Here is a 23,204-nt window from a genome sequence, read left to right as displayed (position 1 = left end):
TCCACTCCTCTAAATTTGATAATCCAATGTGGCGACAATCAAGTCTTCTGAATGATAGTCAAATCCTTTTTCCTTTACTACTTGTTCAATCGTCGGGTATTTGATTTCGTCTTTATACTTTTCGGTCCATCCTGCTTTCTTGACGGTATCCCGTATAGCTCCTTTCATATTGGCAAAGACAAAGGTTACGCCGTACTCTTTTCGATAGGAAACAATCAATTCTTCTAATGTGCCAACTGACACCGTGTCCATATCATTTACTCCTGCCATATCAACGATGATCCACTTTGCTTTCGGTTTTCTTTTAAGATAAGCTTTTATTTTCTCTTCAAAAAAAGCAATATTTGCAAAGTGTAGTGATGAATCAACACGAATTAACAATACGTTTTCTATTGTTCTAGCTTTAGGATATCTATTCGTGTCACGAAAAGCATTTTCTTTTTTGACGTAGCCTAATTCAACAATATTAGGCCGTGCACTCTGCTTCACTAATAAAATCAATGTAAAAGCAGCTCCAATAATAATTCCCCACTGAATGCCAACAAATAATGTGACGAAAAACGTCGTGACCCAGATCCACCCTTCAAACGGTTTTACTTGAAAAAGATGCCTCATTTCTTTCAAGTCAATTAACTTGTAAACGGCAACCATTATAATGGCAGCTAGGATGGCATTTGGTAAGTAGTAAAAAAAGGAAGTAAAGAAAAATAAAGTAACCATTACTAACATCGCTGTGATCATAGAAGCCATTTGTGTTACACCGCCGGCTTGATAATTGACTGCGGTTCTAGAAAAGCTTCCATTAACCGGAAATGAATGAAAGCAAGCTCCAACAATATTTGAAAGGCCTAAAGCTCTTAATTCCCGATTCGGATTAACTTTATACTTTTCTTTGTTTGCAATAGCCTTAGCAATTGCTAATGATTCCATGAAAGCAATAAGTGAGATAGTTAGGGCCATTGGGAATAATAGCTGCATGACCTCGATTGAAAGAGGTGGCAATGCGATGGCCGGAAATCCTTGTGGAACGTCCCCAACTATTTGTACTCCAGAATGATGTAGTCCAAATACATAAACCATTGCAATTGATAGTATGACAATAAGTAAGGCACCTGGAATTTTAGGATTTATTTTTTTAAAGAGCACAAGTCCTAGCATACTACCAATCCCTATTCCTACGGTTAGCAGATGAACGTCTGATAGATGTTGAAAGACCTCAGTAAACAATACATGAATTTGCAAATAGTTCCCTGCCTCAATTCCTAGTACATGTTTCAACTGACTTAGACCAATCACAATAGCTGCTGCAGAAGTATAGCCATTCATAACAGAATGGGGAATAAATTTTACGATAAAACCAGCTTTAGACATTCCTAGTAAAAGTTGAATCGCCCCAACCATTAAGGCTAGTATTAATACATAGGAGATATACTCTGAGGAGCCTGTTTCGGCAATCACCGAAACACTCGAAAACACAAGCAATGAAGTGATGGCGACAGGGCCAACAGATAAATGTCTGGATGAAGCTAACAAAGCATAAATGATTAACGGAATCGTAGAAGCATATAATCCCATAACGGGAGGCAGTCCTGTGAGCATCGCATATGCCATCCCTTGAGGGACGAGCATAACAAAAATGGTCAAACCAGCTATCAAATCACGTTTAAAGGAATGCTGATTATATGAAAGACCTAATATAGACAATTTTTTGGGACTCATAATCCTATTCCTTTCTTTGTTTTCTTCTATAACTTAGAACATGTTCGTGAACAAAAGACACCGTCTTCCCCAAAGGAGGGAGACGGCATTTTACTTTTCACTTACATTTCTTTTGCACTCAAATTTGGTACCGTAACAAACTTTCTAACCTTTAGTTCATACAGCAATGTAGCCACAATTAGAACAAAGCCGATAATATCAAACAGAATGCCCACATTAATCAAAAGAACCGCCCCTAATAACAGCATGGACCTTGAAATCAATAAGACTGGTTGCTTTATATACCCTTCTAAAGCAACAGCTAATGCATAAATTCCAATCAACGCTGTAACCGATGCCAGTAAGATCGTTACGACAGTGCCTTGGAAAATAAGTGCTGGACCGTAGACAAACATAAACGGAACAATAAAGGCAACGGCTGCTAATCTACAAGCTGTGATTGATGTTGACATTGGATTTGTTTTTGCAATTCCACTTGCCGCATAGGCTGCAATTGCAACTGGAGGCGTAATGCCTGATAGAACGCCATAATAGAAAATAAACATATGAGCTGCCATACTAGGTACGCCTAACTGTGTGATAGCTGGTGCTGCTAATACCGCCAAAATAATATAGGATGCTACCGGCGGCAAGCCCATACCCATGATAATCGATGCCACCATAGTTAATAGAAGCAATACAAATAAATGGCCTCCAGAAAGTTCAATTAATATTCCAGAAAATCTTAATCCCATTCCCGTCATGTTAATAACACCGATGACAATACCTGCGCACGCACAAGCTGCTGCTACAACTAGCGATAGCTTCATGCCCTGAACGATTGCTTCTTTCATATCATAGAAGCTCATTCTTGTTTCTTTCCGTAATAAGCAGACAAGAGGTACAGAAACGATTCCCCAAAATGCTGCTTCTGGCGGTGGCAGTTGAGGTCCGATTAATAGAAACACTAAAACTAACAGTGGAAGGATTAAGTGTCCTTTTGTAACTATCATTTCTTTTAAGTTTGGAACCTTATAGTGATCTTCACTATTTTCTCCCATGCGAGTAGCTCGTAAGTCTACCATAATAAAGATGGCAATGAAATATAACAAGGCGGGGATTAAAGCCGCTAAAGCAACTTGAATGTATTCTACTTGTAAAAAATCAGCCATTAAAAAGGCAACTGCTCCCATGACAGGCGGTAACAGCATTCCCCCTGTTGATGCGACTGATTCAACTGCCCCTGCATATTTAGCTTTATACCCACCGCGCTTCATTAAAGGAATAGTTAAGATTCCAGTTGTCGCTACATTTCCAACTTGACTCCCACTAATGGAACCAAATAGGGCACTTGAGACGATGGAAACTTTAGCGGCTCCCCCTCTGAAACGCCCTACTAAAGAAAAGGCTAAATCGATAAAAAACTTCCCTGCTCCTGACTTTTCTAAAAATGATCCGAACAAGACGAATAACACTACATATGTCGCCGAAACACCTAGTGGGATGCCAAATACCCCTTCATTTGATAGGCCAACTTGAGTGATGATTCGCTGCAAGCTATACCCAGAATGAGCAAATAGCAAAGGTAACTTCTCACCTACGAAAGCGTATACGAGAAATAGAGCAGCTAATACTGGCAAAGCCCACCCTATAATCCTTCTTGCTGCTTCTAGCGTTAAAAAAATACTTAATACCCCAACGACTAACATCGTTGTTGTAGGAGAACTAAATGCCATGGATAAATCAATAAAATACATATAAATATAAACCGCTATAAAGATGGAAGCACCTGTCAAAAGTATATCGGTAACCCAAGCTATTTTCCCTCTCGTTGATAAATTACCTTCATTATTTTGCTTTTTCATAAAAGGGTAGATTAAAAAGATGAGTGCTAGGGCAAAGCCTAGATGAACACCCCTCTGCTGCATAGAAGGGAATATTTGAATTCCACCAGCGTACAGGTGAAAAAATGCCAAGAAATACGCGAGAATTACTACGGCCCTTGTAATTATTTTTTGTAACATAATCGACTACACTCCTCACTTTCATTGTCAGAAGTTCATATAGAGGTACGGATAGAGAATTCCTGCTCTTGGCACCTATTTTCGCTGTATGTGTTCATGAAGTTTATTGTTGAACCTCTATGCCATGATCTTCAAAGTATTTTAATGCACCTGGGTGATATGGAATGGTCACACCTTCTGTGACGGTTTCCGGTACAATATCAAATGTAGGATGAATGTCTTTCAAACCGTCAGTGTTGTTCATAATCGTTTCTAAAAATTTATAAACCATTCCATCATCTGTCTGTTCGTGAGTTATATAAATGGAGTAAAACGCCCCAATCGTTATATCTTCATCTTGTCCTGGGTACGTACCTGCTGGTATATCCACCGATGAGTAATATGGATGTTCAGATTCAAAGGTTTCCATGATGGAAGGATCAACAGGAATAATTCTTACATTTTCTGTTTGAGCAATTTCTCTAACAGTCGGTGCCGGAATAGCTCCCATTAAATAACCTGCATCGACACTCCCGTTAGCTACTGCTTCTTGAATTTCTGTAAAGCTGCTAAGCGGCAGTGGTTGATAATCGTCTTTGCTCACACCATGAGCTTCCATTAAATCTTCTAGTAATTCCGTCGGAGGTGTACCAATTGCAGCAACACCGACTCGTTTTCCTGCTAAATCTTCAAATGATTGAATAGGAGAATTCTCACGTACGACTAAATGAAGCGCATTGTAACTCAAATACCCGATTCCTCTTAAATAGTCATGTTCGCCTGGAACTGGTTCTAACACTCCATTAAATGCTTGGTCAGCACCTAATGCGCCAATTCCACCAAAGGCCGGCATTCCTAGTTGATGACGTTCAGACATATACTGGACAATTTCCGATGTTCCATTTGTTGCCTCAGTAGCAAAAGAAGCTCCAGGAAGCACTTTTTCATTATTTAATATATTCGCCAAACCTGCACTAACAATATAGTTAATCCCACCCGAACCCGGTGTGTACACAGGAACAATCCCTGAGAAACTATCTTCTGTTTCCTCTCCGTTGGTAGCTGGTTGGCTTGAATCTCCACCTCCGCAGGCAACTAACATAACTGAAATAAATATGAGAGAAAATATTCCAACTGAAGCGCGTTTCATTCAATCATCTCCTTCATTGATTAATAGAATTAGTCCCTATCCTATGTTAATAACTTGTAAATCCTCTGGAACAATCACTTCCCCGGAAAACTCAGCAGAAGCCTCTTGAAGTGCAATTCGCCCATCCGCTTCAGGTAAAAAATGAGTAAGAACTACTTTTTTTACATTGGCTTTCTTTGCAATAACCCCTGCCTGAGTGGGACTACAATGTTCCTTCTGAAGCTGGTCCCAAATTTTCTCTAAAGCTTCACTTTTCTTACCAGTCGTCAGGCCTGCGTTTTGAACGAGTATATCTGCTCCTTCTGCAAGATGCACGATTGCTTCATTCGGTGACGTATCACTTGAGATCACAATTGCTTTCCCATCGATATCGAACCGAAAAGCGAATGTTGGAACATTATGAATCATACGAGCTGTAGTTATTTTGTAAGGCAATGGATTTTCTATTAATTCACCAGGTTCCTCAAACTCGATAACTTCAACATCACGGATCCCTGCTCCTGAACGGCCAAGGGAACAACGGTAATCAATATCATATGAATACATGTTCAAAATACTTTCGTGGAAATCCTTTGTTCCTCTAGGACCAATAATTGTCAGCTCTGACCTGCCCTGCCCCCAGCCACCTAGTAGAAACTGAGCGTAACCCATCGTGTGATCGGAATGTAAATGTGTAAATATTAAATACTTTATGGACTCGGGTTTAATTCCAGCTTTCATTAATTGAGATGTTGTCCCTTCACCACAGTCAATTAAAATCGTTTGATCTCCAACTACAAGTGCTTGAGCTGGCTGCGAGCGATTTAGATTCGGGCGTGGACTTCCTGTTCCAAGCATCACAACTGAAATATTTGACATGTGCTATCAACTCCATTTTCTAATATTCATTACGTGATTACTAACACTAACAAAATCTCCTATTACCTTTTGTTCATTTTAGATAGAAGCGCACAAATAAAAACGCTTACATTTCGACATTCATATTAATCACCCTTTAATTCATTTTGGATAAAAGTGTTCGTGAATTCATAATACATGATCCTTTCAAAAAAATAAATATAAATTTTAGAATTTTTTAAAAATAATACCTTATTCGTTTTCCTCCCTGCCAAACAAAGACGAAAATATAGAAACAGCTGCTCCAATAGAAGCATTGGATTGCAATGAACTTTCCTGAACGATTTTTACTTGTTTATTTAAAGTAATGTGCTTTAATGTTACTTCCTGTACTTTATCAAAGTACCCATTGTAACGTTGAATTAAAGGACCAGATAGAACAGCAACCTCTGTTTCAAGAAGATTAATAATATTGGACAGGCCGACACCGTAATAGTATGCAGAACGCATAACAGCATCTTCTGTAATTTCACGATCTCGATCTAACTGCTCAATTAGAGCAATCGTATTCTCTCTATACCAATTTAAGTCTCTTTCCTCAGAAAGATAGCTACTACCCAAATCTTTTAAAATAGCATAAAGGGATGTATATGCTTGCAAGCAGCCTCTTTTTCCACATTCACAAAGTTCACCATTTATATCTATAACCATATGGCCATATAACCCGACATTTCCATTATGTGCTCGTACCACTTCTCCGTTTGAAATGATTCCACACCCTATTCCCCAACTATTAATGGAGCAAAGAATATTTTTGTAGGCAGAATTTTCACCTTTATACTCGCCTAATGCAGCGAGTGTCGCACCATTTTCAAGCGTTACCTTTACTGGAAAGTACTTTTTCAATTCACTGACAATCTGTACATTTTTCCACCCAGGAGCAGCAAATGGCTCAGGTTCTAAAATAATCCCACGTACTCTATCAAGTGGCCCAATCGCCCCAACCCCTATACCTAGAAGCTCATCAACGGTAAAGTGATGAGTTTTCATGAAATTATCGATAATCGTAATTGTCTCATCAATAATAACTCTTGGAGTATGTTCTTTCGTCATTGAGATCGTAACCTGATCGATAAAGTCAAAATGGAGATTATGTAAAGATACTCTTGTAAACATCCTGTTTATATGTAATGAAATAATAAAGCCTAATCGAGCATTAATGTTATACAAAATCGGTGGACGTCCTCCATTTGATTCCCCGTAGCCAGATTCCACAATTAACCCATCTTTTTCTAAACGCTCAATAATACGGAACAATGTTGTTTGTTTCAAATTCGTCTTTTCTAAAAGATCTGTTTTTGTAATAGGACCATAATCATGGATTAATAAATAGACAGTTTTAAGTATTTGATGTTTCGGAAGCTCATCTTCTATAAAGGATTTCAACATGCTCAGACACCAACTTTAGCAAAGTAAATTTGTTTTATATTTTATCATTTTCAAAATTCCAATGTCTAGATAATATATTCAGAGTGTTTATGATGTCTGTATTATATCGGAATGCTATAATGTCTTTTTTCGCTCTTTCCAAGTCGGAAAACGTAAAGAAGAAATCAATCATGTAAACCCTCAAGCAATCCTATGCTTGAGGGTTTTACATAGATCCTTATTGTCATTTACTCGTTTTCGCTTCTAAGAAACAAGTTATCTTTTCTCTTCTACAACCGATATAATTTGAGCCTCTGCTCCGTATTCTTCTCGAATGGTTTTTCTTGCGTCCACAGGTGTTCTTGCGGTAACGGACTTAGTTTGTTTTTCTCCCTTTACTTCCATTTCCACAAGAAAGGATTTCGATCCGCACCTCATGTGGCTCCTCCTTTAATCGTCTCTTCGTACAGCTTTAATCATTGGCATCATCATGCTATCGACAATTTGCTCTCCATAAGCACGGTCAAAAGGTTTTCCTATAAATATACCTCGGTACATAATTAAGGCTGGCCCAATATCCGTTAGAAGATCCCATTCTGTTTCTGACAATTTATCCTGATCCTTTACAAAAGGTTTTACAATCGATTCGATTGCATGTTTCGTGCGCCAATAGAAATCCTTTTGAAGCTCTTCTTCTAATTGCTTATTAGAAGAAGCTGCCGTATGAATGGCCGTCATTGCATTTTGATACCTATTGTTGTCAAATTGAAAAATGAAAGTAAGCACATCTATTAATTGGTCACGCAACCGTTGATGAGTATCCACTCTTTCCCATAGCTTTTCAAAAGGGCAAATAAAAGCAGCTGCATCAATGACCAGTTCGATTTTGGATGACCACCGCCTGTAAATCGTCGCCTTCCCTACTTTTGCCTTCGCCGCTACTGCATCGATCGTTAACGCATCAAAGCCACACTCTGCTAATAAATCGAGTGTTGCTGTTAGAATCACTTCATTCCGAGACTTATCAAGGGGCCTCCCTCGTTTGCTTTCTTCTTGCTCTTTCTTTTGTATCGACATAGTGGTTCACACCACCTTTCACCACATCCTTTATCTTAATGGTAGTTTATCATCGAGCTCTTTTTTTTACAAATACGATACTCTTGCGTTTCGTATTTGGTGGTGATAAGATGATTTAGCGAAACGATGTCGTTTCGTATCTATGGATCGAATGGAGGAAATTTTAATGGCTGTTATAGCTCAAGAAAACACCGCAGCAGCTAAGGAGACAAATCAACCGACAGTTAACGTCATTCCTATTGTAGCTGTGCTGCTTTCTGGCGCATTTGTCGCCATTTTAAGCGAAACGATATTAAATGTAGCCCTGAATGCCATCATGGCGGATTTTGGGGTTGCGTCAAGTACCGTACAATGGCTTGTCACGGGATATATGCTCGTTATTGGTACATTAGTTCCGGTCTCTGCCTATTTTATGCAACGCTTTACGACACGCCAGTTATTCATTACAGCGATGTCCTTATTTACGCTAGGAACACTGGTCTCTGGATTTAGCCCAGTATTTGCAATCCTTTTAGTAGGCCGTTTAACTCAGGCAGTTGGTACAGCAATCATGATTCCGCTCTTAATAAACATCATTCTTACCGTTATTCCAGTTGAACGTCGCGGTGCCGCAATGGGAATGGTTGGACTTGTTATTATGTTTGCACCAGCCATTGGTCCAACTGTTTCAGGTCTTATTGTTGAAAATTTCACTTGGCGTTGGTTATTTTATTTCATTCTTCCAATAGCGCTTCTGTCTCTAATGTTTGGAATGAGAGTACTGACGAATATTTCTGAGACTTCAAAACCGAAGCTTGATGTCCTTTCATTTGTTTTATCAACGCTCGGATTCGGTGGGATTGTCTATGGATTTAGTGCAGCTGGTAAAGGGGTCGCTACGTTTGCTGATCCTATCGTGTTCTTAACTTTGCTTATTGGTTTTGTGGCACTTAGCCTATTTAGTTGGCGCCAATTAAAGCTTGAGACACCTCTTCTTGATATTCGCGTTTTTCGTTATCCAATGTTTTTATTAGGACTCGTGCTTGTCATGCTCATCATGATGACGATGTTTGCGATGATGCTCGTTATGCCGATTTATATGCAAGGTGCCCTATTATTCAGTGCTGTTTTGACCGGGCTCGTCATGCTGCCAGGTGGGTTATTGAACGGGGCCATGTCCCCTTTTATGGGACGTCTCTTCGATAAATTTGGCCCGCGTCCTTTATTAATCCCAGGAACGATGATTCTGGCTGTAATTGTCTTTACTTATCGCTATACCGTTCCAGGCATCCCGGTGTGGATCGTCATTGTCCAACAAGCGATTCTCATGATTGCTGTTGCGATGATTATGATGCCTGCGCAAACAAATGGCTTGAACCAAATTCCCGCCAAACTGTATCCGCATGGCACAGCGATTATGAACACTTTGATGCAAGTATCTGGTGCTATCGGCGCAGCTTTGTTTATTTCGGTCATGGAAAATGGTCAACAAAGCTATTTAACTAGTAATGGGATTGAAAATCCGACTGGTGAAGAGCTTATTTCCGCACTCACTTACGGTTCACAGCAAAGCTTCTCAACTGGTTTTTATTTGGCATTAGCCGCCGTTGTCCTTGCTCTTTTTGTTCAAAGGAGCAAACAAGCGAATTAAGGTTGGGGAAAAGATGCGTTGTTTAAAGGTATAGGGTTCAGTTTTGGGAGAGAAAATAACAAAAAGTAATAGTAATGGCGTACCAATTCGCAATGATTTGGTACGCTTGTTTTCTTTGGTATATCAACGTTTTGTTGAAATTGAAGCTAAAATCATAAGAGGTTTTAGCGTCAGTTTTTGTCCCCCTTTTATTTCGTATACTAATAGTAAAGATGATGAAGACCCAGGAACCACAACTTATCGTAATCACAAAAGTCCTTCCAACTACAATACTGTTCGTAAATTCCACAATTCGGGAAAGAATCGTTGGTCAAGAACTTGTTTCAAATAATTGACTCCTGAAGAGCCGCCTGTACCTACTTTAAAACCAATGATTCTTTCCACCGTTTTCATATGCCGGAAACGCCATTGCTGTAAGCTATCTTCAATGTCAACAAGTTTTTCGGCAAGCTGATATAAATCCCAATACTTATCTGTATTTTGGTATACAGTCGTCCACGCTTTTTGAACGCTCACATCTTGTTGATACGGCTTCGTCACGTCACGATTCAGAACGTCTTCTGAAATGTCAAAGCCACCTTTGTGCAGGGATTTGATAGAAATATCATACAAGCTCGGGGCTTGATACGCTTCCTTTAGTTCCTCTGATAGCTTCGTATCTTTTTCATAGATCTTTAAAATATAATCTGTTTTATTACCAAGAGCAAATTCAATTAAACGATATTGATACGATTGGAATCCTGATGAACTTCCTAATTTATCTCTAAATTCAAGGTACTCAGCAGGGGTCAAGGTAGACAATACATCCCAAGCCTTAATGATTTGAGATTGAATTTGCGAAACACGAGCGAGTTTTTTGAAACTTACTTGTAAGTGGTTTTCTATGATCGCTTGCTTAGCCGCATTGATTTCATGAAGGATGAGTTTCATCCATAGTTCACTTACTTGATGAATGATGATGAACAACATTTCATCATGATGATCTGACAACCTTTTTTGGCTTGCAAGTAAGGAATCAAGCTGCAAATATTCTCCGTACGTCATTTTTTCCATAAAGTTCGTTTCTATGTTTTTCTCGTTATCCGTCGGTTTGGTCATGGTTTCATCTCCATTCGAATGAACTACTTTACCGGTTTTATTGCCGCTCGAACCGGACTCCCGTCTGCCTCATCAATTGGAAGTGGGAGTGCCGTTAACTCATATTTTCCTGGGACAACATGGTCAAGGACTACATTTTCAAGGATATACATCCCATAATTATGAAGACGGTGATGCCTTGGTAGGTCCTTGCTGTCGATTTGATCAACAGAAGGCAAGTCAACACCAATTAATTGAATCTGTTTACTATTCAAATAATCAATCGCTTCGAGAGTGAGTAGCGGAATTTGCTTAGGAAATACTGTTCGATCTTTAATCGCTGAAGTCCTTAATAGCAATCTCTCTGCCCCCTCAAGTTGATACTGCTTGAGTACGTCAACATCGATCAATGGTAGATTAGACACATCGACAATGAGACAAGGTCCAATGAAAATATTTAGATCTAAATCCGTCACTCGAGTTCCATCTTCTAAGAAGTGAAAAGGAGCATCGATATGGGTACCCGTATGCATGCTCGTTGTTATTTTTCCAATATTCACTGAACCCGTTTCACTCTTACGGTAAACCACTTCGTAAGAAAAAGGGGTGTCCCCAGGCCAATGAGCCGTATCAACTCGCAATGGCTGAGAGATGTCGATCCACTTTTCAGTAGTCATCCTAGTCACCTCGTTACGCAATAATTTCACGCGTATTATTGAACTTTTTATAGTCTTCTGTTTCCATAATGTTCTTCAAAGTATCTACCGTTTTCCAAATGTCATAGAATGAATTATATAAAGCAACAGGACCCAGTCTAATAAAGTTCGGCGCCCTGAAATCAGGGATAATTTGGTAACTTTTCAGTGCCTTACATATACTTGCTGCATGTTCGTGTTCTAGTAAAATATGTGCCCCTCTTTTGTCTTTTTCTAGAGGACTTACCAATGAAAAATTATACTGTTTTAACTGTAGGTCTACCAATTCAATAAAATAATTAGTAAGCTCTAACGATTTCTTTCGGATGTTTTCCATACCGACTTCATTAAACATCTCCAATGAACCTAGCAATGGCGCCATACTTAACACGTGCGGTGTACCAATCTCATATGCACCAGCGTCAACATCGACTTCCAAGTCATGGCTCATATCGAATTGAACTTCCTTCCTTGAACTAAACCATCCAGCTAACCCAGGATCTTGTCCGAAGTGCTTTTGATTCACGTATAAACCTGCGACGGCACCCGGTCCCCCATTGATATGTTTATAATTGCACCAAACCGCAAAGTCTACGTCCCATGTATCTAAGTAATGAGGAATGGCTCCAATTGAGTGACATAAGTCAAAACCAACCATGATACCACGTTTATGGGCTTCCTTCGTTACTTTTTCCACATTTAAGATTTGGCCACTTCGGTACAAGATACTTGGCAAGAAAATAAGGGCAATGTCATCGGACATTTGGTCAATAATATCTTTCTCATCTAATAAACCCGCATTACTTTTCACCCGAACGAGAGCTTCTGTTGGATCATATCCCTTCATTTGAATTTGACTTTTCAGTGCATAGATATCAGAAGGGAAAGTAGCATCATCGGCTAAAATTTTGTAACGCGTTTTTGTAGGTTTATAGAAAGTTGCAACAAGTTGGTGAATATTAATCGTTGTTGAACCTGTTACAATAACCTCACTAGGAGAAGCTCCAACTAAAGGTGCCAACTTCTCTCCTAGTTGCTCAGACATATAAAACCATGGATGCTCTCCTTTCATCCACCCATCAATTCCGAATTCTTTCCACGCGTTAAAAACATTCATTAGCGAATGTTCAGCCCTTTTTGAGAGCAGACCTAGAGAATTTCCATCTAAGTAAATTTTATCCCCGATATAAAATTCGTCTCTGTACTTAGCTAGGAGATCTTCTTTATCCTTATTTTTAGCATAATCCACTGTATTCACGTTCGTTTCCATTGATAACATTCACCCCTTTTAAAAAGTCTGAATTATATAATTTAATTATATTTTTTTACTGACATTATGTCAATGACATAATGTCAACTAAAACTCCATCTTTTCTCAGAATGCTTTCTTTTTAAGATAGAGTGTGATATTTTAAATCTTAAAGCCTCGCTCTATCAGATAAGTAGGTGATGAAACTGACGACAAAACGACAAAAGCAAGCGATGGAAACGAAGAGAAAATTGGTAAAAGCGGCCGAGGAAGTTTTTTTCGAGCAAGGCTTTCAAAAATCTACCATCCAACAAATTATTAAAGTAGCTGAAACCGGGTACGGGACCGCTTACGTCTATTTTAAAAATAAGGACGATTTCCTCGTGGAGATTATGCAGGAGACAATGGAGGAATTCTATCAGGTTGCCGCTCTTCCGTTTAAACCTTCAACCCAACTAGAAGCTGAGCAACTCATTGCCAATCAAGTAAAGCTTTTTTTATCATTAGCCTTAAAAAACAAAGAGTTAATGAAGATTATGAAAGAAGCTATTGGCATCTCTGAGATAGTTCAAGACAAATGGCAAACCATTCGAGACCGTTTTATATCAAGTATTACAAATGACATCTTGTTTGCTCAATCACAATCCTTAGCAAACAAAGAACTCGTTCCTTCGATTGTTGCGAGATCATGGTTTTATACAAACGAAATGTTTATGTGGGAATTAGTTGAGAGTGACAACCCTAACCTTGATGAACTCGTTTTGCATATGACGATTTTGTATACTCGAGGATTATACACATCTGTTTAGCAGTTCTTTTTGTATACAACAAAGGGGGTGCCTCAAAAACGTCTGTTTTTGAGGCACCCCTGCTTCTTTGTCTTCCCTTTTCGTTAGCTAGTTTTCAATACTAGCTGTTTCCCCTTTTGATGATTTCTTTCTTTTATTTGATTTTTAAAGTAACTAATGATGATCGAGTAAATGGCAATGCTCATAATCGAATACATTCCGTTCAGTAATCCTAAATAATAGAAACCCGATAACACAACGACAAAGTCAAATACGAAATTCACCTTTCCTGGGTCCCAATCGAACTTTTTCTGCAAGTATAATGCAAGGATATTCGCTCCTCCCAATGAAGAACCGTTTAAAAACAACGTCGACAAACCAAACCCAATCAAAACACTTCCTAGTACCCCTCCAAAGAAAGGTGTAAGTGAAATCTCAGGTATCAAATAACTAAAGTACGTCATCGTTGATAGCATCGATACAGATAAAATGGTGGATAACGTAAAGTTCCATCCCATCCTTAATACAGAAAAAACATAAAAAGGAATGTTAATGAGAAAGAACAACAAATAAAATGGCAACCCAAATATATAGGAAGAGCTTAACGCTAATCCTGCTGTTCCACCTGTAACGATTTGCGATTGTCCTAATATTGTGACACCAATGGCTGTTAACAAGCAACCGAATAGCAAAAAGATAAAATGCTTCATACCTTCCTCCTTTTCAATCCATCTACTTCTTTAAAAATAGTGTAAAAAAAATCGGTTTTCTTTTATATAACAAAGCGAACCCTTTCATTGGTTTATCTTTACACTTTTTATGAAGTTCTTTCTTTTTTCCTACACAATGTAAAGAGGAATGATCTTGCCACCTTCTTCATTGCAAAAAAACTGGCTATGTGGTTGTATTCCACGTAGCCAGTTCTTTGTTTTCGTTACTCTTTAAAAATAGGTTGTACGATCTTATCATTAATAGGTGACCTTAAGACAATCGACGAATTGATCTTTCCATAACCAGTAAACTCCTCAATTAAGTTGCTTAAATGAGTCATATCACTGACAGCGGCTTTTAATAAATAGTTTACTTGACCCGTTAAACAATGGCACTCGATAATATCAGGATGTTCAATGACTAGGTTTTCAAACTTTTCAAACGATAGATTGATCTCACTTACTTGGATGAATAAAATGACATCTCGGCCTATCGCAGAGGGGGTAACCTTTGCACTTATTTTATCTATGACCCCACGCTCAATCAGTCGATTATAACGTTCTGTCACACTTGGCCGACTAAGAGATAGATCCTTTGATAAGTCACTAAAGCTTTTTCTGCCATCCCTTTGTAGGATCGTAAGGAGCTGAATATCTGTATGATCCATTCATCCACCTTCTTTTCTTTTTCTTTAACAGTCTGCACCTGACCAAATTCCAGCGATGATTGAACGAGCGTTATCCAAGGGAATTGAAGTTGCTTACGTATTAATGGACAAATGCTTTCCTTAAAACAACTCTATCGATCTGTGACTTTAACTGACTCAACTCTATAACGAGCCTGTCCTACCAGATACCACAAATTCATGTAACTTCAAATATAACTCAGACAAAGTACGACCATTATTTATCAATCATCTTTACTATAGCTGATTTTACTCGTTTCATCACGATTTTTCTGTCTGGTCAACTACACTAGCTAGAAGGATTAACTTATTACCCACTACTTATTTGAGTAACCGTCCATAAACGAATTGGGAATGCTTTTAGTTCCTCACCAGATAACGGCTGCCTGCTATTCCAGGAGTTGTCATCTCAAATGGATTTAAAATTTCCTCTAATTCTTCTTTTGATAGCAAGTTTCGTTCAAGACAAATCTCGACGATGGTTTTTTCACTGACAATCGCTTCTTTTACTAGTTGTGCAGCTGTTTCATAGCCAATATGCGGGTTTAAGGCTGTGATAATCCCTAAGCTTTTATCGACATAGCTTTGACACACATTTTTATTTGCTTTCAAATCACAAAGGAGATAACGGTAAAAAACATCAATAGCATTTTTGTATATTTTAATAGACTGAAGAAGGTTGAACGATAATACTGGAACCATGACATTCAGTTCAAATTGCCCGCTTTCAGAAGCCATACAAATCGTTTGGTCGTTTCCAATGATCTGAAACGCTGTTTGGTTTACGACTTCCGCCATAACTGGGTTTACCTTCCCTGGCATGATGGAGGAACCGGGTTGGCGTGGTTGTAAGGAAAGTTCATTAAGACCGGTAAATGGACCAGAAGCCATCAAACGTATGTCGTTACAAATCTTTGACAGGTTAACCGCACTCACTTTTAGAGTGGCTGACAATGTTGTGTACGCATCTGTATTTTGAGTACTATCTATTAGATTTTTAGCAGAATAAAGCGGGATCTTTACTTGATTCACTAAGTGCTCTGTTACCTTTTCAATATAATCTTCTTGAGCGTTTAAACCGGTTCCTACCGCTGTGGCTCCCATGTTAATACTAAGGAGCTCCTTAGTAGCCTCGGAAATTCGCTTGAGATCACGTTCGATGACACTCCGGTAAGCTCCAAATTCTTGTCCTAATCGGATCGGGACGGCATCTTGCAAGTGGGTTCTTCCCATCTTAATCACATCATCGAATTCGATTTCTTTTTGTCTGAAGCCTTCAACCAACTGTTCCAACGTCTCGATAAGCTGTTGGGTAAGCTGAAAAGCGGCGATTTTTACAGCTGTTGGTACAGTGTCATTAGTGGATTGAGACATGTTTACATGGGTATTGGGTGAACAATAGAAGTATTCCCCTTTTGACCTCCCCATCAGCTCCAGAGCACGGTTTGCAATGACTTCATTCATGTTCATATTAATAGAAGTTCCGGCTCCCCCTTGAATGCTATCAACAATAAACTCTTCAGACAGTTGATCATTCGTTATTTCCTCTGCTGCTTCAACAATATTGGCACCAATTGATGGCTTTAACATTCCTATTTCGATATTCGCTAATGCTGATGCCTTCTTGACTTCCGCCAACGCAAAGATGATTTCTTTGTGAATATGGATACCGCTAATTGGAAAATTCTCAACTGCACGTAATGTTTGTATTCCATAATAAGATTGAGCAGGGATTCTTTTTTCGCCAAGTGAATCTCTTTCTACTCGAAAAGACATATGATCACCTTCTTTGATTAATTTTAAACTTTCTATCTAGAAGTAGTTATATATAATAGAGACAATAAAACCTAAATAATAAGCAAACTGTATGAAAATGTCCCTTGGTTTTTTTCAAATTTTACGAGAATCGAAACTACTTTTAAACCTTTTTTTAAGTAAGCTTAAGCTATATGCGACGCTTGGTCTGTCTGAGTATTCGTTTCATCGTCATTACTTACGACAACAGCGGCTGCCGCATCTCCCATCACGTTTACAGTTGTACGCATCATATCCAGAATTCGGTCAACACCGGCCAATAAAGCAATTCCTTCAAGCGGCAGTCCAACAGAAGTCATAACCATTGTTAACATGATTAAGCCTGCACTTGGAACACCCGCTGTTCCGATCGAAGCAAGTGTTGCCGTTAATACAATGGTCAATTGCTGAGTAAACGTTAAGTCAATTCCGAAAAATTGCGCAACAAACAATGCACAAACCCCTAGGTACAATGCCGTCCCATTCATATTAATCGTCGCTCCAAGAGGAAGAACGAAACTGCTAATCTCCCGCGGTATCTTTAAATTTTCTTCGGTACATTTAATCGTTACCGGAAGTGTTCCAGCACTGCTTGAAGTACTGAAAGCAACAAAGATAGCAGGGGCAATTCCTTTAAAGAATGCGATAGGACTCATTTTACCAAATACTTTCACACTAATGGAAAAAACAATGATCGAATGAATCAAACAGCCGATCGCTAATGCAAGAATGACTTTCAGCAACGGAAGTAACACCGATAAACCATATTCTCCGACTGTAGGAGCGACTAAGCCAAACACACCAATCGGTGCAAAACGCATTACAACACCCGTAATCTTGTACATCACCTCAGCCAGTTGTTCAAAAAAGCTATAAACGGTTTTTCCGTTCTCGCCTAACATCGTTATTCCTAATCCGAGAAAAATCGCAAAGAAGATAATTTGCAGCATATTCCCTTCAACGAGACTTGCGATCGGGTTTTTCGGTACGATGTTTAGGAGTGTATCAATAATTCCTGGCGCTTCTTTCGATTCCACCTGTTGTTCAGCTGAAACAGGAATGTCTAAACCTTCGCCTGGAGAGAAAACGCTTCCAATAAATAGTCCAATAGAAATGGCGATCGCTGTCGTTATCAAATAATACGCAACCGTCTTAATGCTCAATTGCCCTAGCTTTTTTAAGTCTCCAGTACCTGCGACGCCGACAACTAAAGAGGATAGTACTAATGGAACAATGATAAACATAATTAATCGTAAAAACAAATCTCCAAGTGGCTGTACAACTTTAATCCCTGGTCCTACGATAGCGCCTAATACAATCGCAAGAATAAACGCAATAAAAATTTTGATCACTAGATTATTCTTCATCGTTGTCCTCCTTTTCGAATTAAGTTAATATGATTGTAAGCGCCCCCCTACGAAAACCTACAGAAACTTACAATAAAAAACTTTTAAATGGATCTTTTTTTCGTAATTTTGCGACAAAACTAAGATCGAGTTTATATACAGGACGTGTATAGAATGGTTAGAGAGAAACGTTTCATATTTATGATCATGCTCATCGCCGTACCGTTAGCAGGTGAATTGAAATTTTATCCTTTTGACGGAGATTTCCGAGTGAGCTTTGGGACGCCTGTTTTTTTCTTCTTTTTACTCTGGTTACGAAACTACTATCCATTGTTATCTGGTTTGATAATTGGAATGGCAGTTGTCATGTTTCGCGTTTTTTTAATTGGGGTTAAAGGAGACGAAATCAACACAGTTGAAGCGTTTACGATGCATGCACCTGCTTTTTTTTATTACGTGACATACGGCTTCTTATTTTCTGTAATGAACGTGCATCGCTTCTATGATCGACCTCTTTTAGTTGGACTTGCTGGTGTCCTTCTGGAAATCGGAGCAAGCATGGCAGAAATCTCCTTAAGGTACATGCTGTCAGGTAACGTGATGACCGTCTCAACATTTATTCTTATTATCGAGATTGCCGTCATTCGGAGCTTCTTTGTTCTTGGCTTTTTTAACATCCTCCTTTTCCGCCAAGCAAAATTAGCCAAGGAACAGCAGCAAAAAAAAATGGAGCATATGTCTATGCTGATTTCTAACTTATACGCAGAAACGGTCCAATTGAACAAGTCGATGAAGCACGCAGAAGAGATTACAAGGACTTGTTATGATTTATATCGAAAGCTCAAAACGAGTTCAGAACAAGGGCTAGCAACAACTGCTTTAAACATTGCCGGCCAAGTTCATGAAATAAAAAAGGATAATCAAAGAATTTATGCCGGTCTGTCAAACTTGATTTCAAGTGAAAGCATCACTGATTATATGAGAATCGAAGAACTTGGGAAAATTATCATAAAATCGAACAAGAAATATGCCCGCTTACTCGGAAAAGAGATCACGTTTTTTCTTGATATAAAAGGGGATCATCCCACTTACCATACATATCTTCTGCTATCATTAATCAATAATCTCGTCTCAAATGCTGCTGAAGCGATCAAAAATTCCGGCATTATTACCATTTCAGCCTACCTCTGTGATCAGAAAGTGGTGTTTCACGTTACAGACAACGGCCCAGGCATTCCTAAAAAAAAGCAAGAACACATTTTCAAACATGGCTTTACTACGAAATACGACCTGTCTGGAAAACCTTCAACAGGAATAGGACTCTCTTATGTCAAAGAAGTGGTTGAGAGCATGGGCGGAACGATTGCACTTAAGGATGATACCGACAACGAGACAACGACTTTTGTTTTTGAGATCCCTATTGAACATTTGATACAGAAAGGATAATGAGTATGCGCTTTTTTATTGTGGATGATGATGCGGCTGTTCGAGCCATGCTATCGGAACTTATAGAAGATGAAGATTTAGGGGAAATCGTAGGCGAAAGTGATGACGGCTCATTTATTGATACGTGTGTACTTGAACGGAAAAAAGTTGATATTCTACTCATTGATTTATTAATGCCGACTCGCGACGGCATTGAAACCATCCGGTCATTTGGCCGTGATTTTCATGTGAAAATTATTATGATTTCTCAAGTGGAAGCAAAAGAATTAATTGGCGAAGCTTACTCTCTCGGAATTGAGTATTACATTACAAAGCCGATTAATCGCTTGGAAGTGCTAAGTGTTTTGCAAAAAGTTACTGAGCACGTACGGCTGGAAAAATCGATTTATGATTTCCAAAAATCATTAAACATGCTAAGCAGCCCTAAGAAGCGTGAAAATCCAAATAAAGATCAAAGGATCAGTCATTCTGGGAAACTTCTCCTCTCTGAATTAGGGATCGTTGGAGAAAGTGGGAGCAAAGATTTATTGGAGATGCTGGAATATTTGTATCAGCATGAGGTAAAAAATGAATCAGAGGATTCATTTCCTTCGTTAAAGACCATTTTCGAGAACATTATTAAAAAACGATTAGGACCAAGAGCCAAAACAGAAGAAATTCAACGAGAAATCAAAGCTTCTGAACAAAGAGTCAGGCGAGCCATCCATCAGGCACTCGTCCATATCGCTTCCCTTGGAGTTACCGATTATTTAAACCCAACGTTTGAGCATTACGCTTCCAAGTTTTTCGATTTTGTACAAGTTCAAAAAAAAATGACGGATTTACAAAACGACCGGGAAGTAGGCGCTTCGCAAGTTCGAATTCATACGAAGAAATTCATTCAAATGCTGTTTTGGGAAGCAAAGCAATCAATCGGGAAAAACTAATTTCTAGCACAGAGTAACGACATATGGCAGGAGATCAAAAGTATGAGGCAGGGTGAACCCTGTTTGGGATTTGTCATGATCATACTCTCTTTGCCAATCATTTTATACTCCTATAAAAATCAAAAAGAGGCTGGGACATAACAAAAGTGTTTAACTGAGAATACGAACAATATACAACCTCAGCGGAGGAAATATACGCAGACTCCTACTGGATCAAAAGGCAAGGGTGAGACCCCACAGTGCGTTAGCACGAGGAGGCTCACCAGCCGCCCGCGGAAAGCGAAGTATATTTCCGGAGCGGATGCTACGCATCAACGATCCTTACGTTCGGATTTCTCATCAGTAAAAAAAAACTCTTTTGTCCCAGCCTCAAAAAAACTTGTCCGCAACTGGTCCTTACTCTTTCAAAACCTCATTCATGATTTCCTTCCCAATGACATGAGCATGCTTTTGATAGACAGGCTCCAGTCTCTCTCTCCATACCCTTTTTTCCTCATCGGTTAAATAATGAATATTCGTCAATCCGCTTCCTTCAATTCGGTCTAGCATATCCCATTGTGATGCTTTGCATAAATTCGAAGCCAAGCAATGACTTCGTCCATTGCTTCGACCAAGTTATTTTGGTGTTCTACCGGTAGTGAACTCCAATATTCGTGATTCATTAAAACCGCATATCCTAAATAATTATGATTGCTTACGGTCATATATTTTTGCTTTTGATAAAAGCCTTTTGAATAAATGTTTGACAGCGTATTTTCTGATCCTTCTACCCGCCCGCTGCTTAGCATCTCATAAACCTCGTTAAATGGATATATGTGCGGATTTGCCCCTAATGAATCAGTACGTATCTAGCAGCACTTCACTCGGCATAACGCGAAAAGATAATCCTTCGACATCTTCAGGTTCAATAAATGGTGCTTTTCTCATTCCCTTTTTTAGGGATTATGTCGGGAATTGGATAAACATGAAGTACACTAGGAAGGCGGTTTGATAAAAGAGGACACAAGTTAAACGAATATGTTATATGTTTCATATCTCTATATTCAAAAGGCTCTGTCGTCTGCATCGTTTTTCTAAGCAAATTGGTCCATGTCAGTTCTTTTAAAAGTTCGCCTTTTATCAAATACTATATGTACTTCATAAAAAAAGGAGAAAAAAATGAAAGTATTAGGAATATTTATGTTCATTCTTTTTTTAACGCTTGCATTCAGTGTAGCAATGGACCTGCTTTTAGGCTTGGGACTCTATCACGCATTGTCACAATTATTAAACCCATTTTGGGTTATGGAAGCTGGAGAAATTGTCATGTTAGTCATTTATTTATTGCTTATCATTGGAAACCAAATCTTCTTCATCCTAAAAAAGAAAGCTAACGAACAAGATGGTTCTAGTTAGCTCTCCTAATCAAGGCAACAAGCAGCATGAATGTACCTGCTACAATTATTTTATATATGGATTGGTTCGTAAGCCTGCCCGTCGAATAAATCCTTTTACGTTGACGTTGACTTCTGTTTCGGGAAAGACTTCATCATTCCATTTTTCCTCTATTTCCTTCCACAATGTCGGGTCTTTGCGGTTGACAAATTGGCCGAACCGGAATATATCGCTTTTTTCTTCTTTTGCTGCTTCGACTGCCATTATGATTTCCTCTTTTAGTTCCTCCTCCATCTGTTTCTCAAGCTCTTTAATGGTTTCATGTTTACTGAGGTCAATTGGACAATGGGCCTCTATGACGTGAGCTTCTGAACGAACGTTGACATTAATAACGGGTTTATTATCTTTTATGTCTACGTTAATTTTCGTTTTCGAGCGTACCACGTCAACAGCCATTCCCTTTTTTTTCTGCTCACAATTAAGGTTTACAATCGTTTTCGTCACTTCATTATTTATTAACATGGCACCGCGTGCTCGATCTTCCACTAACCATTTTTGAAGCTTTCCGTCTTTAAAAATGCCAAGTCCTAATATTTCGAGTTCTGCCTGTGGATTTATGACTTTAATGTTTGTCAACTTGTTTCCATGTTCCGTGCGGCCGATCTTTTGAACCCCCGTTAAAAGCGCCGCTCCTCCACTTAATTGTTGTATGACTTGGTCTGCACGGGTAGATGCAAACACTCCCCACGTCTCTTGGGTAGCTTCCAAAGCACCCATAATTTTAGCAGAAGGAATAGGTTCAAGAGAGGTCATAATTTGAAGAACCTCCATGGCTGTAGTATTTTTGGCAACTAAAACCGGGAAAAGAGTACGAAACCGATTATCACGTTCAACCCAGTCAAACAAATCTTCAATCCCTGTTTTTTTCGCCAGTTCTTCTCCAATCACCAATAATTGGACATGAGGATAAAAAAGTTCCTGAGGTAGCTTGGGCGCAATTTTTCGGAGTGCCTCCTCAATATTGCTCCCTGTAGCTGAATAGATGGTAACAGGAGCTATGTTTCCTTTTGCCCCTGCTTGCGCACTAGCTATTTGTTCTTCATTGATCACTTGTACGGTAACGTGATATCTGTTATCTAAATCGTCACTTCCTTCATCAATCCCGATCGCGCTGACGATGTCTATGTCTTGTAATTCAGCACGATCCCAACAGCCCGGCAGAAATACAGCAGATAGAAGCATGAAAAGAATGGTGAATGATCTATGTTTCATTTGAACCCCTCTTTGATT

22 protein-coding genes are annotated in these 23,204 nt (G+C 39.0%); 5 read left to right on the top strand and 17 right to left on the bottom strand.

Features of this window, described 5'->3' with window-relative positions; translation table 11 throughout:
- Positions 1-9: 9 nt before the first annotated feature.
- The 7 genes from SAY88_RS15030 to SAY88_RS15000 all read right to left on the bottom strand — a co-directional run bounded on the left by SAY88_RS15030 (position 10) and on the right by SAY88_RS15000 (position 8,193).
- The gene (locus SAY88_RS15030) at positions 10-1,719 is read right to left on the bottom strand and encodes a SulP family inorganic anion transporter (RefSeq protein ID WP_332632656.1); all 1,710 of its coding nucleotides are present in this window, start codon (positions 1,717-1,719) and stop codon (positions 10-12) included.
- Positions 1,720-1,820: 101 nt separating this feature from the next.
- On the bottom strand, positions 1,821-3,722 hold the full coding sequence (locus SAY88_RS15025; protein WP_332632654.1) for a TRAP transporter permease: 1,902 nt from the start codon (positions 3,720-3,722) through the stop codon (positions 1,821-1,823).
- A 103-nt stretch (positions 3,723-3,825) separates the two neighbouring features.
- Complete coding sequence (locus SAY88_RS15020) at positions 3,826-4,851, bottom strand: TAXI family TRAP transporter solute-binding subunit (RefSeq protein WP_332632653.1); 1,026 nt, start codon at positions 4,849-4,851, stop codon at positions 3,826-3,828.
- 36 nt (positions 4,852-4,887) lie between these two features.
- Positions 4,888-5,709 (bottom strand): MBL fold metallo-hydrolase, encoded by an 822-nt coding sequence (locus SAY88_RS15015; protein ID WP_332632651.1) that lies wholly within the window; start codon positions 5,707-5,709, stop codon positions 4,888-4,890.
- A 231-nt stretch (positions 5,710-5,940) separates the two neighbouring features.
- Positions 5,941-7,137 (bottom strand): ROK family transcriptional regulator, encoded by a 1,197-nt coding sequence (locus SAY88_RS15010; protein ID WP_332632649.1) that lies wholly within the window; start codon positions 7,135-7,137, stop codon positions 5,941-5,943.
- A gap of 255 nt (positions 7,138-7,392) precedes the next feature.
- The gene (locus tag SAY88_RS15005) at positions 7,393-7,554 is read right to left on the bottom strand and encodes a hypothetical protein (protein WP_332632647.1); all 162 of its coding nucleotides are present in this window, start codon (positions 7,552-7,554) and stop codon (positions 7,393-7,395) included.
- A 12-nt stretch (positions 7,555-7,566) separates the two neighbouring features.
- The gene (locus tag SAY88_RS15000; RefSeq protein WP_332632645.1) at positions 7,567-8,193 is read right to left on the bottom strand and encodes a TetR/AcrR family transcriptional regulator; all 627 of its coding nucleotides are present in this window, start codon (positions 8,191-8,193) and stop codon (positions 7,567-7,569) included.
- Positions 8,194-8,359: 166 nt separating this feature from the next.
- Between SAY88_RS15000 and SAY88_RS14995 the strand changes: the two genes are divergently transcribed.
- Positions 8,360-9,823 (top strand): MDR family MFS transporter, encoded by a 1,464-nt coding sequence (locus tag SAY88_RS14995; RefSeq protein ID WP_332632643.1) that lies wholly within the window; start codon positions 8,360-8,362, stop codon positions 9,821-9,823.
- Positions 9,824-10,087: 264 nt separating this feature from the next.
- Here SAY88_RS14995 and kynA read toward each other — a convergent pair whose 3' ends face one another.
- Genes kynA through kynU form a run of 3 tightly spaced genes read right to left on the bottom strand, consistent with a single transcriptional unit; the run spans position 10,088 to position 12,865 of the window.
- Entirely contained in the window at positions 10,088-10,921 is an 834-nt protein-coding gene (gene kynA, locus SAY88_RS14990; RefSeq protein ID WP_332632641.1) for a tryptophan 2,3-dioxygenase, read from the bottom strand.
- Between the two features lie 23 nt (positions 10,922-10,944).
- The gene (gene kynB, locus SAY88_RS14985) at positions 10,945-11,577 is read right to left on the bottom strand and encodes an arylformamidase (protein WP_332632638.1); all 633 of its coding nucleotides are present in this window, start codon (positions 11,575-11,577) and stop codon (positions 10,945-10,947) included.
- 13 nt (positions 11,578-11,590) lie between these two features.
- On the bottom strand, positions 11,591-12,865 hold the full coding sequence (kynU, locus tag SAY88_RS14980) for a kynureninase (protein WP_332632637.1): 1,275 nt from the start codon (positions 12,863-12,865) through the stop codon (positions 11,591-11,593).
- 179 nt (positions 12,866-13,044) lie between these two features.
- On the opposite strand from kynU, the gene SAY88_RS14975 reads away from it, so the two are divergent.
- Entirely contained in the window at positions 13,045-13,653 is a 609-nt protein-coding gene (locus SAY88_RS14975) for a TetR/AcrR family transcriptional regulator (protein WP_332632635.1), read from the top strand.
- 83 nt (positions 13,654-13,736) lie between these two features.
- On the opposite strand, the gene SAY88_RS14970 is transcribed toward SAY88_RS14975, so the two are convergent.
- The 4 genes from SAY88_RS14970 to SAY88_RS14955 all read right to left on the bottom strand — a co-directional run bounded on the left by SAY88_RS14970 (position 13,737) and on the right by SAY88_RS14955 (position 18,189).
- Complete coding sequence (locus tag SAY88_RS14970) at positions 13,737-14,342, bottom strand: YitT family protein (RefSeq protein ID WP_332632633.1); 606 nt, start codon at positions 14,340-14,342, stop codon at positions 13,737-13,739.
- Positions 14,343-14,566: 224 nt separating this feature from the next.
- Entirely contained in the window at positions 14,567-15,010 is a 444-nt protein-coding gene (locus SAY88_RS14965) for an Lrp/AsnC family transcriptional regulator (RefSeq protein WP_332632631.1), read from the bottom strand.
- 378 nt (positions 15,011-15,388) lie between these two features.
- Complete coding sequence (locus SAY88_RS14960) at positions 15,389-16,804, bottom strand: aspartate ammonia-lyase (protein ID WP_332632629.1); 1,416 nt, start codon at positions 16,802-16,804, stop codon at positions 15,389-15,391.
- Positions 16,805-16,968: 164 nt separating this feature from the next.
- Positions 16,969-18,189 carry a dicarboxylate/amino acid:cation symporter gene (locus SAY88_RS14955; RefSeq protein WP_332632627.1) on the bottom strand — a complete coding sequence of 407 codons (1,221 nt, stop codon included), beginning with the start codon at positions 18,187-18,189 and terminating at the stop codon, positions 16,969-16,971.
- Between the two features lie 153 nt (positions 18,190-18,342).
- Between SAY88_RS14955 and SAY88_RS14950 the strand changes: the two genes are divergently transcribed.
- Positions 18,343-19,614: a sensor histidine kinase gene (locus tag SAY88_RS14950; RefSeq protein ID WP_332632626.1), complete on the top strand. Its 1,272-nt coding sequence runs from the start codon at positions 18,343-18,345 to the stop codon at positions 19,612-19,614.
- A gap of 5 nt (positions 19,615-19,619) precedes the next feature.
- Positions 19,620-20,540 carry a response regulator gene (locus SAY88_RS14945; RefSeq protein WP_332632625.1) on the top strand — a complete coding sequence of 307 codons (921 nt, stop codon included), beginning with the start codon at positions 19,620-19,622 and terminating at the stop codon, positions 20,538-20,540.
- A gap of 396 nt (positions 20,541-20,936) precedes the next feature.
- On the opposite strand, the gene SAY88_RS14940 is transcribed toward SAY88_RS14945, so the two are convergent.
- Both SAY88_RS14940 and dctP read right to left on the bottom strand, forming a co-directional pair.
- Positions 20,937-21,062 carry a hypothetical protein gene (locus SAY88_RS14940; protein WP_332632624.1) on the bottom strand — a complete coding sequence of 42 codons (126 nt, stop codon included), beginning with the start codon at positions 21,060-21,062 and terminating at the stop codon, positions 20,937-20,939.
- Positions 21,063-21,082: 20 nt separating this feature from the next.
- Positions 21,083-21,388, bottom strand: a complete 306-nt coding sequence (gene dctP, locus SAY88_RS14935) for a TRAP transporter substrate-binding protein DctP (protein WP_332632724.1) — start codon at positions 21,386-21,388, stop codon at positions 21,083-21,085.
- 310 nt (positions 21,389-21,698) lie between these two features.
- Here dctP and SAY88_RS14930 point away from each other — a divergent pair, with 310 nt between their 5' ends.
- Positions 21,699-21,935 (top strand): YczF family membrane protein, encoded by a 237-nt coding sequence (locus tag SAY88_RS14930; RefSeq protein WP_332632623.1) that lies wholly within the window; start codon positions 21,699-21,701, stop codon positions 21,933-21,935.
- Between the two features lie 45 nt (positions 21,936-21,980).
- Here SAY88_RS14930 and SAY88_RS14925 read toward each other — a convergent pair whose 3' ends face one another.
- On the bottom strand, positions 21,981-23,186 hold the full coding sequence (locus SAY88_RS14925) for a Ger(x)C family spore germination protein (protein ID WP_332632622.1): 1,206 nt from the start codon (positions 23,184-23,186) through the stop codon (positions 21,981-21,983).
- Positions 23,187-23,204: the final 18 nt, after the last annotated feature.

Origin of the sequence: Halalkalibacter flavus, from assembly GCF_036663575.1 — a bacterium.
GTDB classification, from domain to species: Bacteria; Bacillota; Bacilli; order Bacillales; family Bacillaceae_D; genus Halalkalibacter; species Halalkalibacter flavus.
This window is presented reverse-complemented; position numbering and strand designations above follow the sequence as displayed.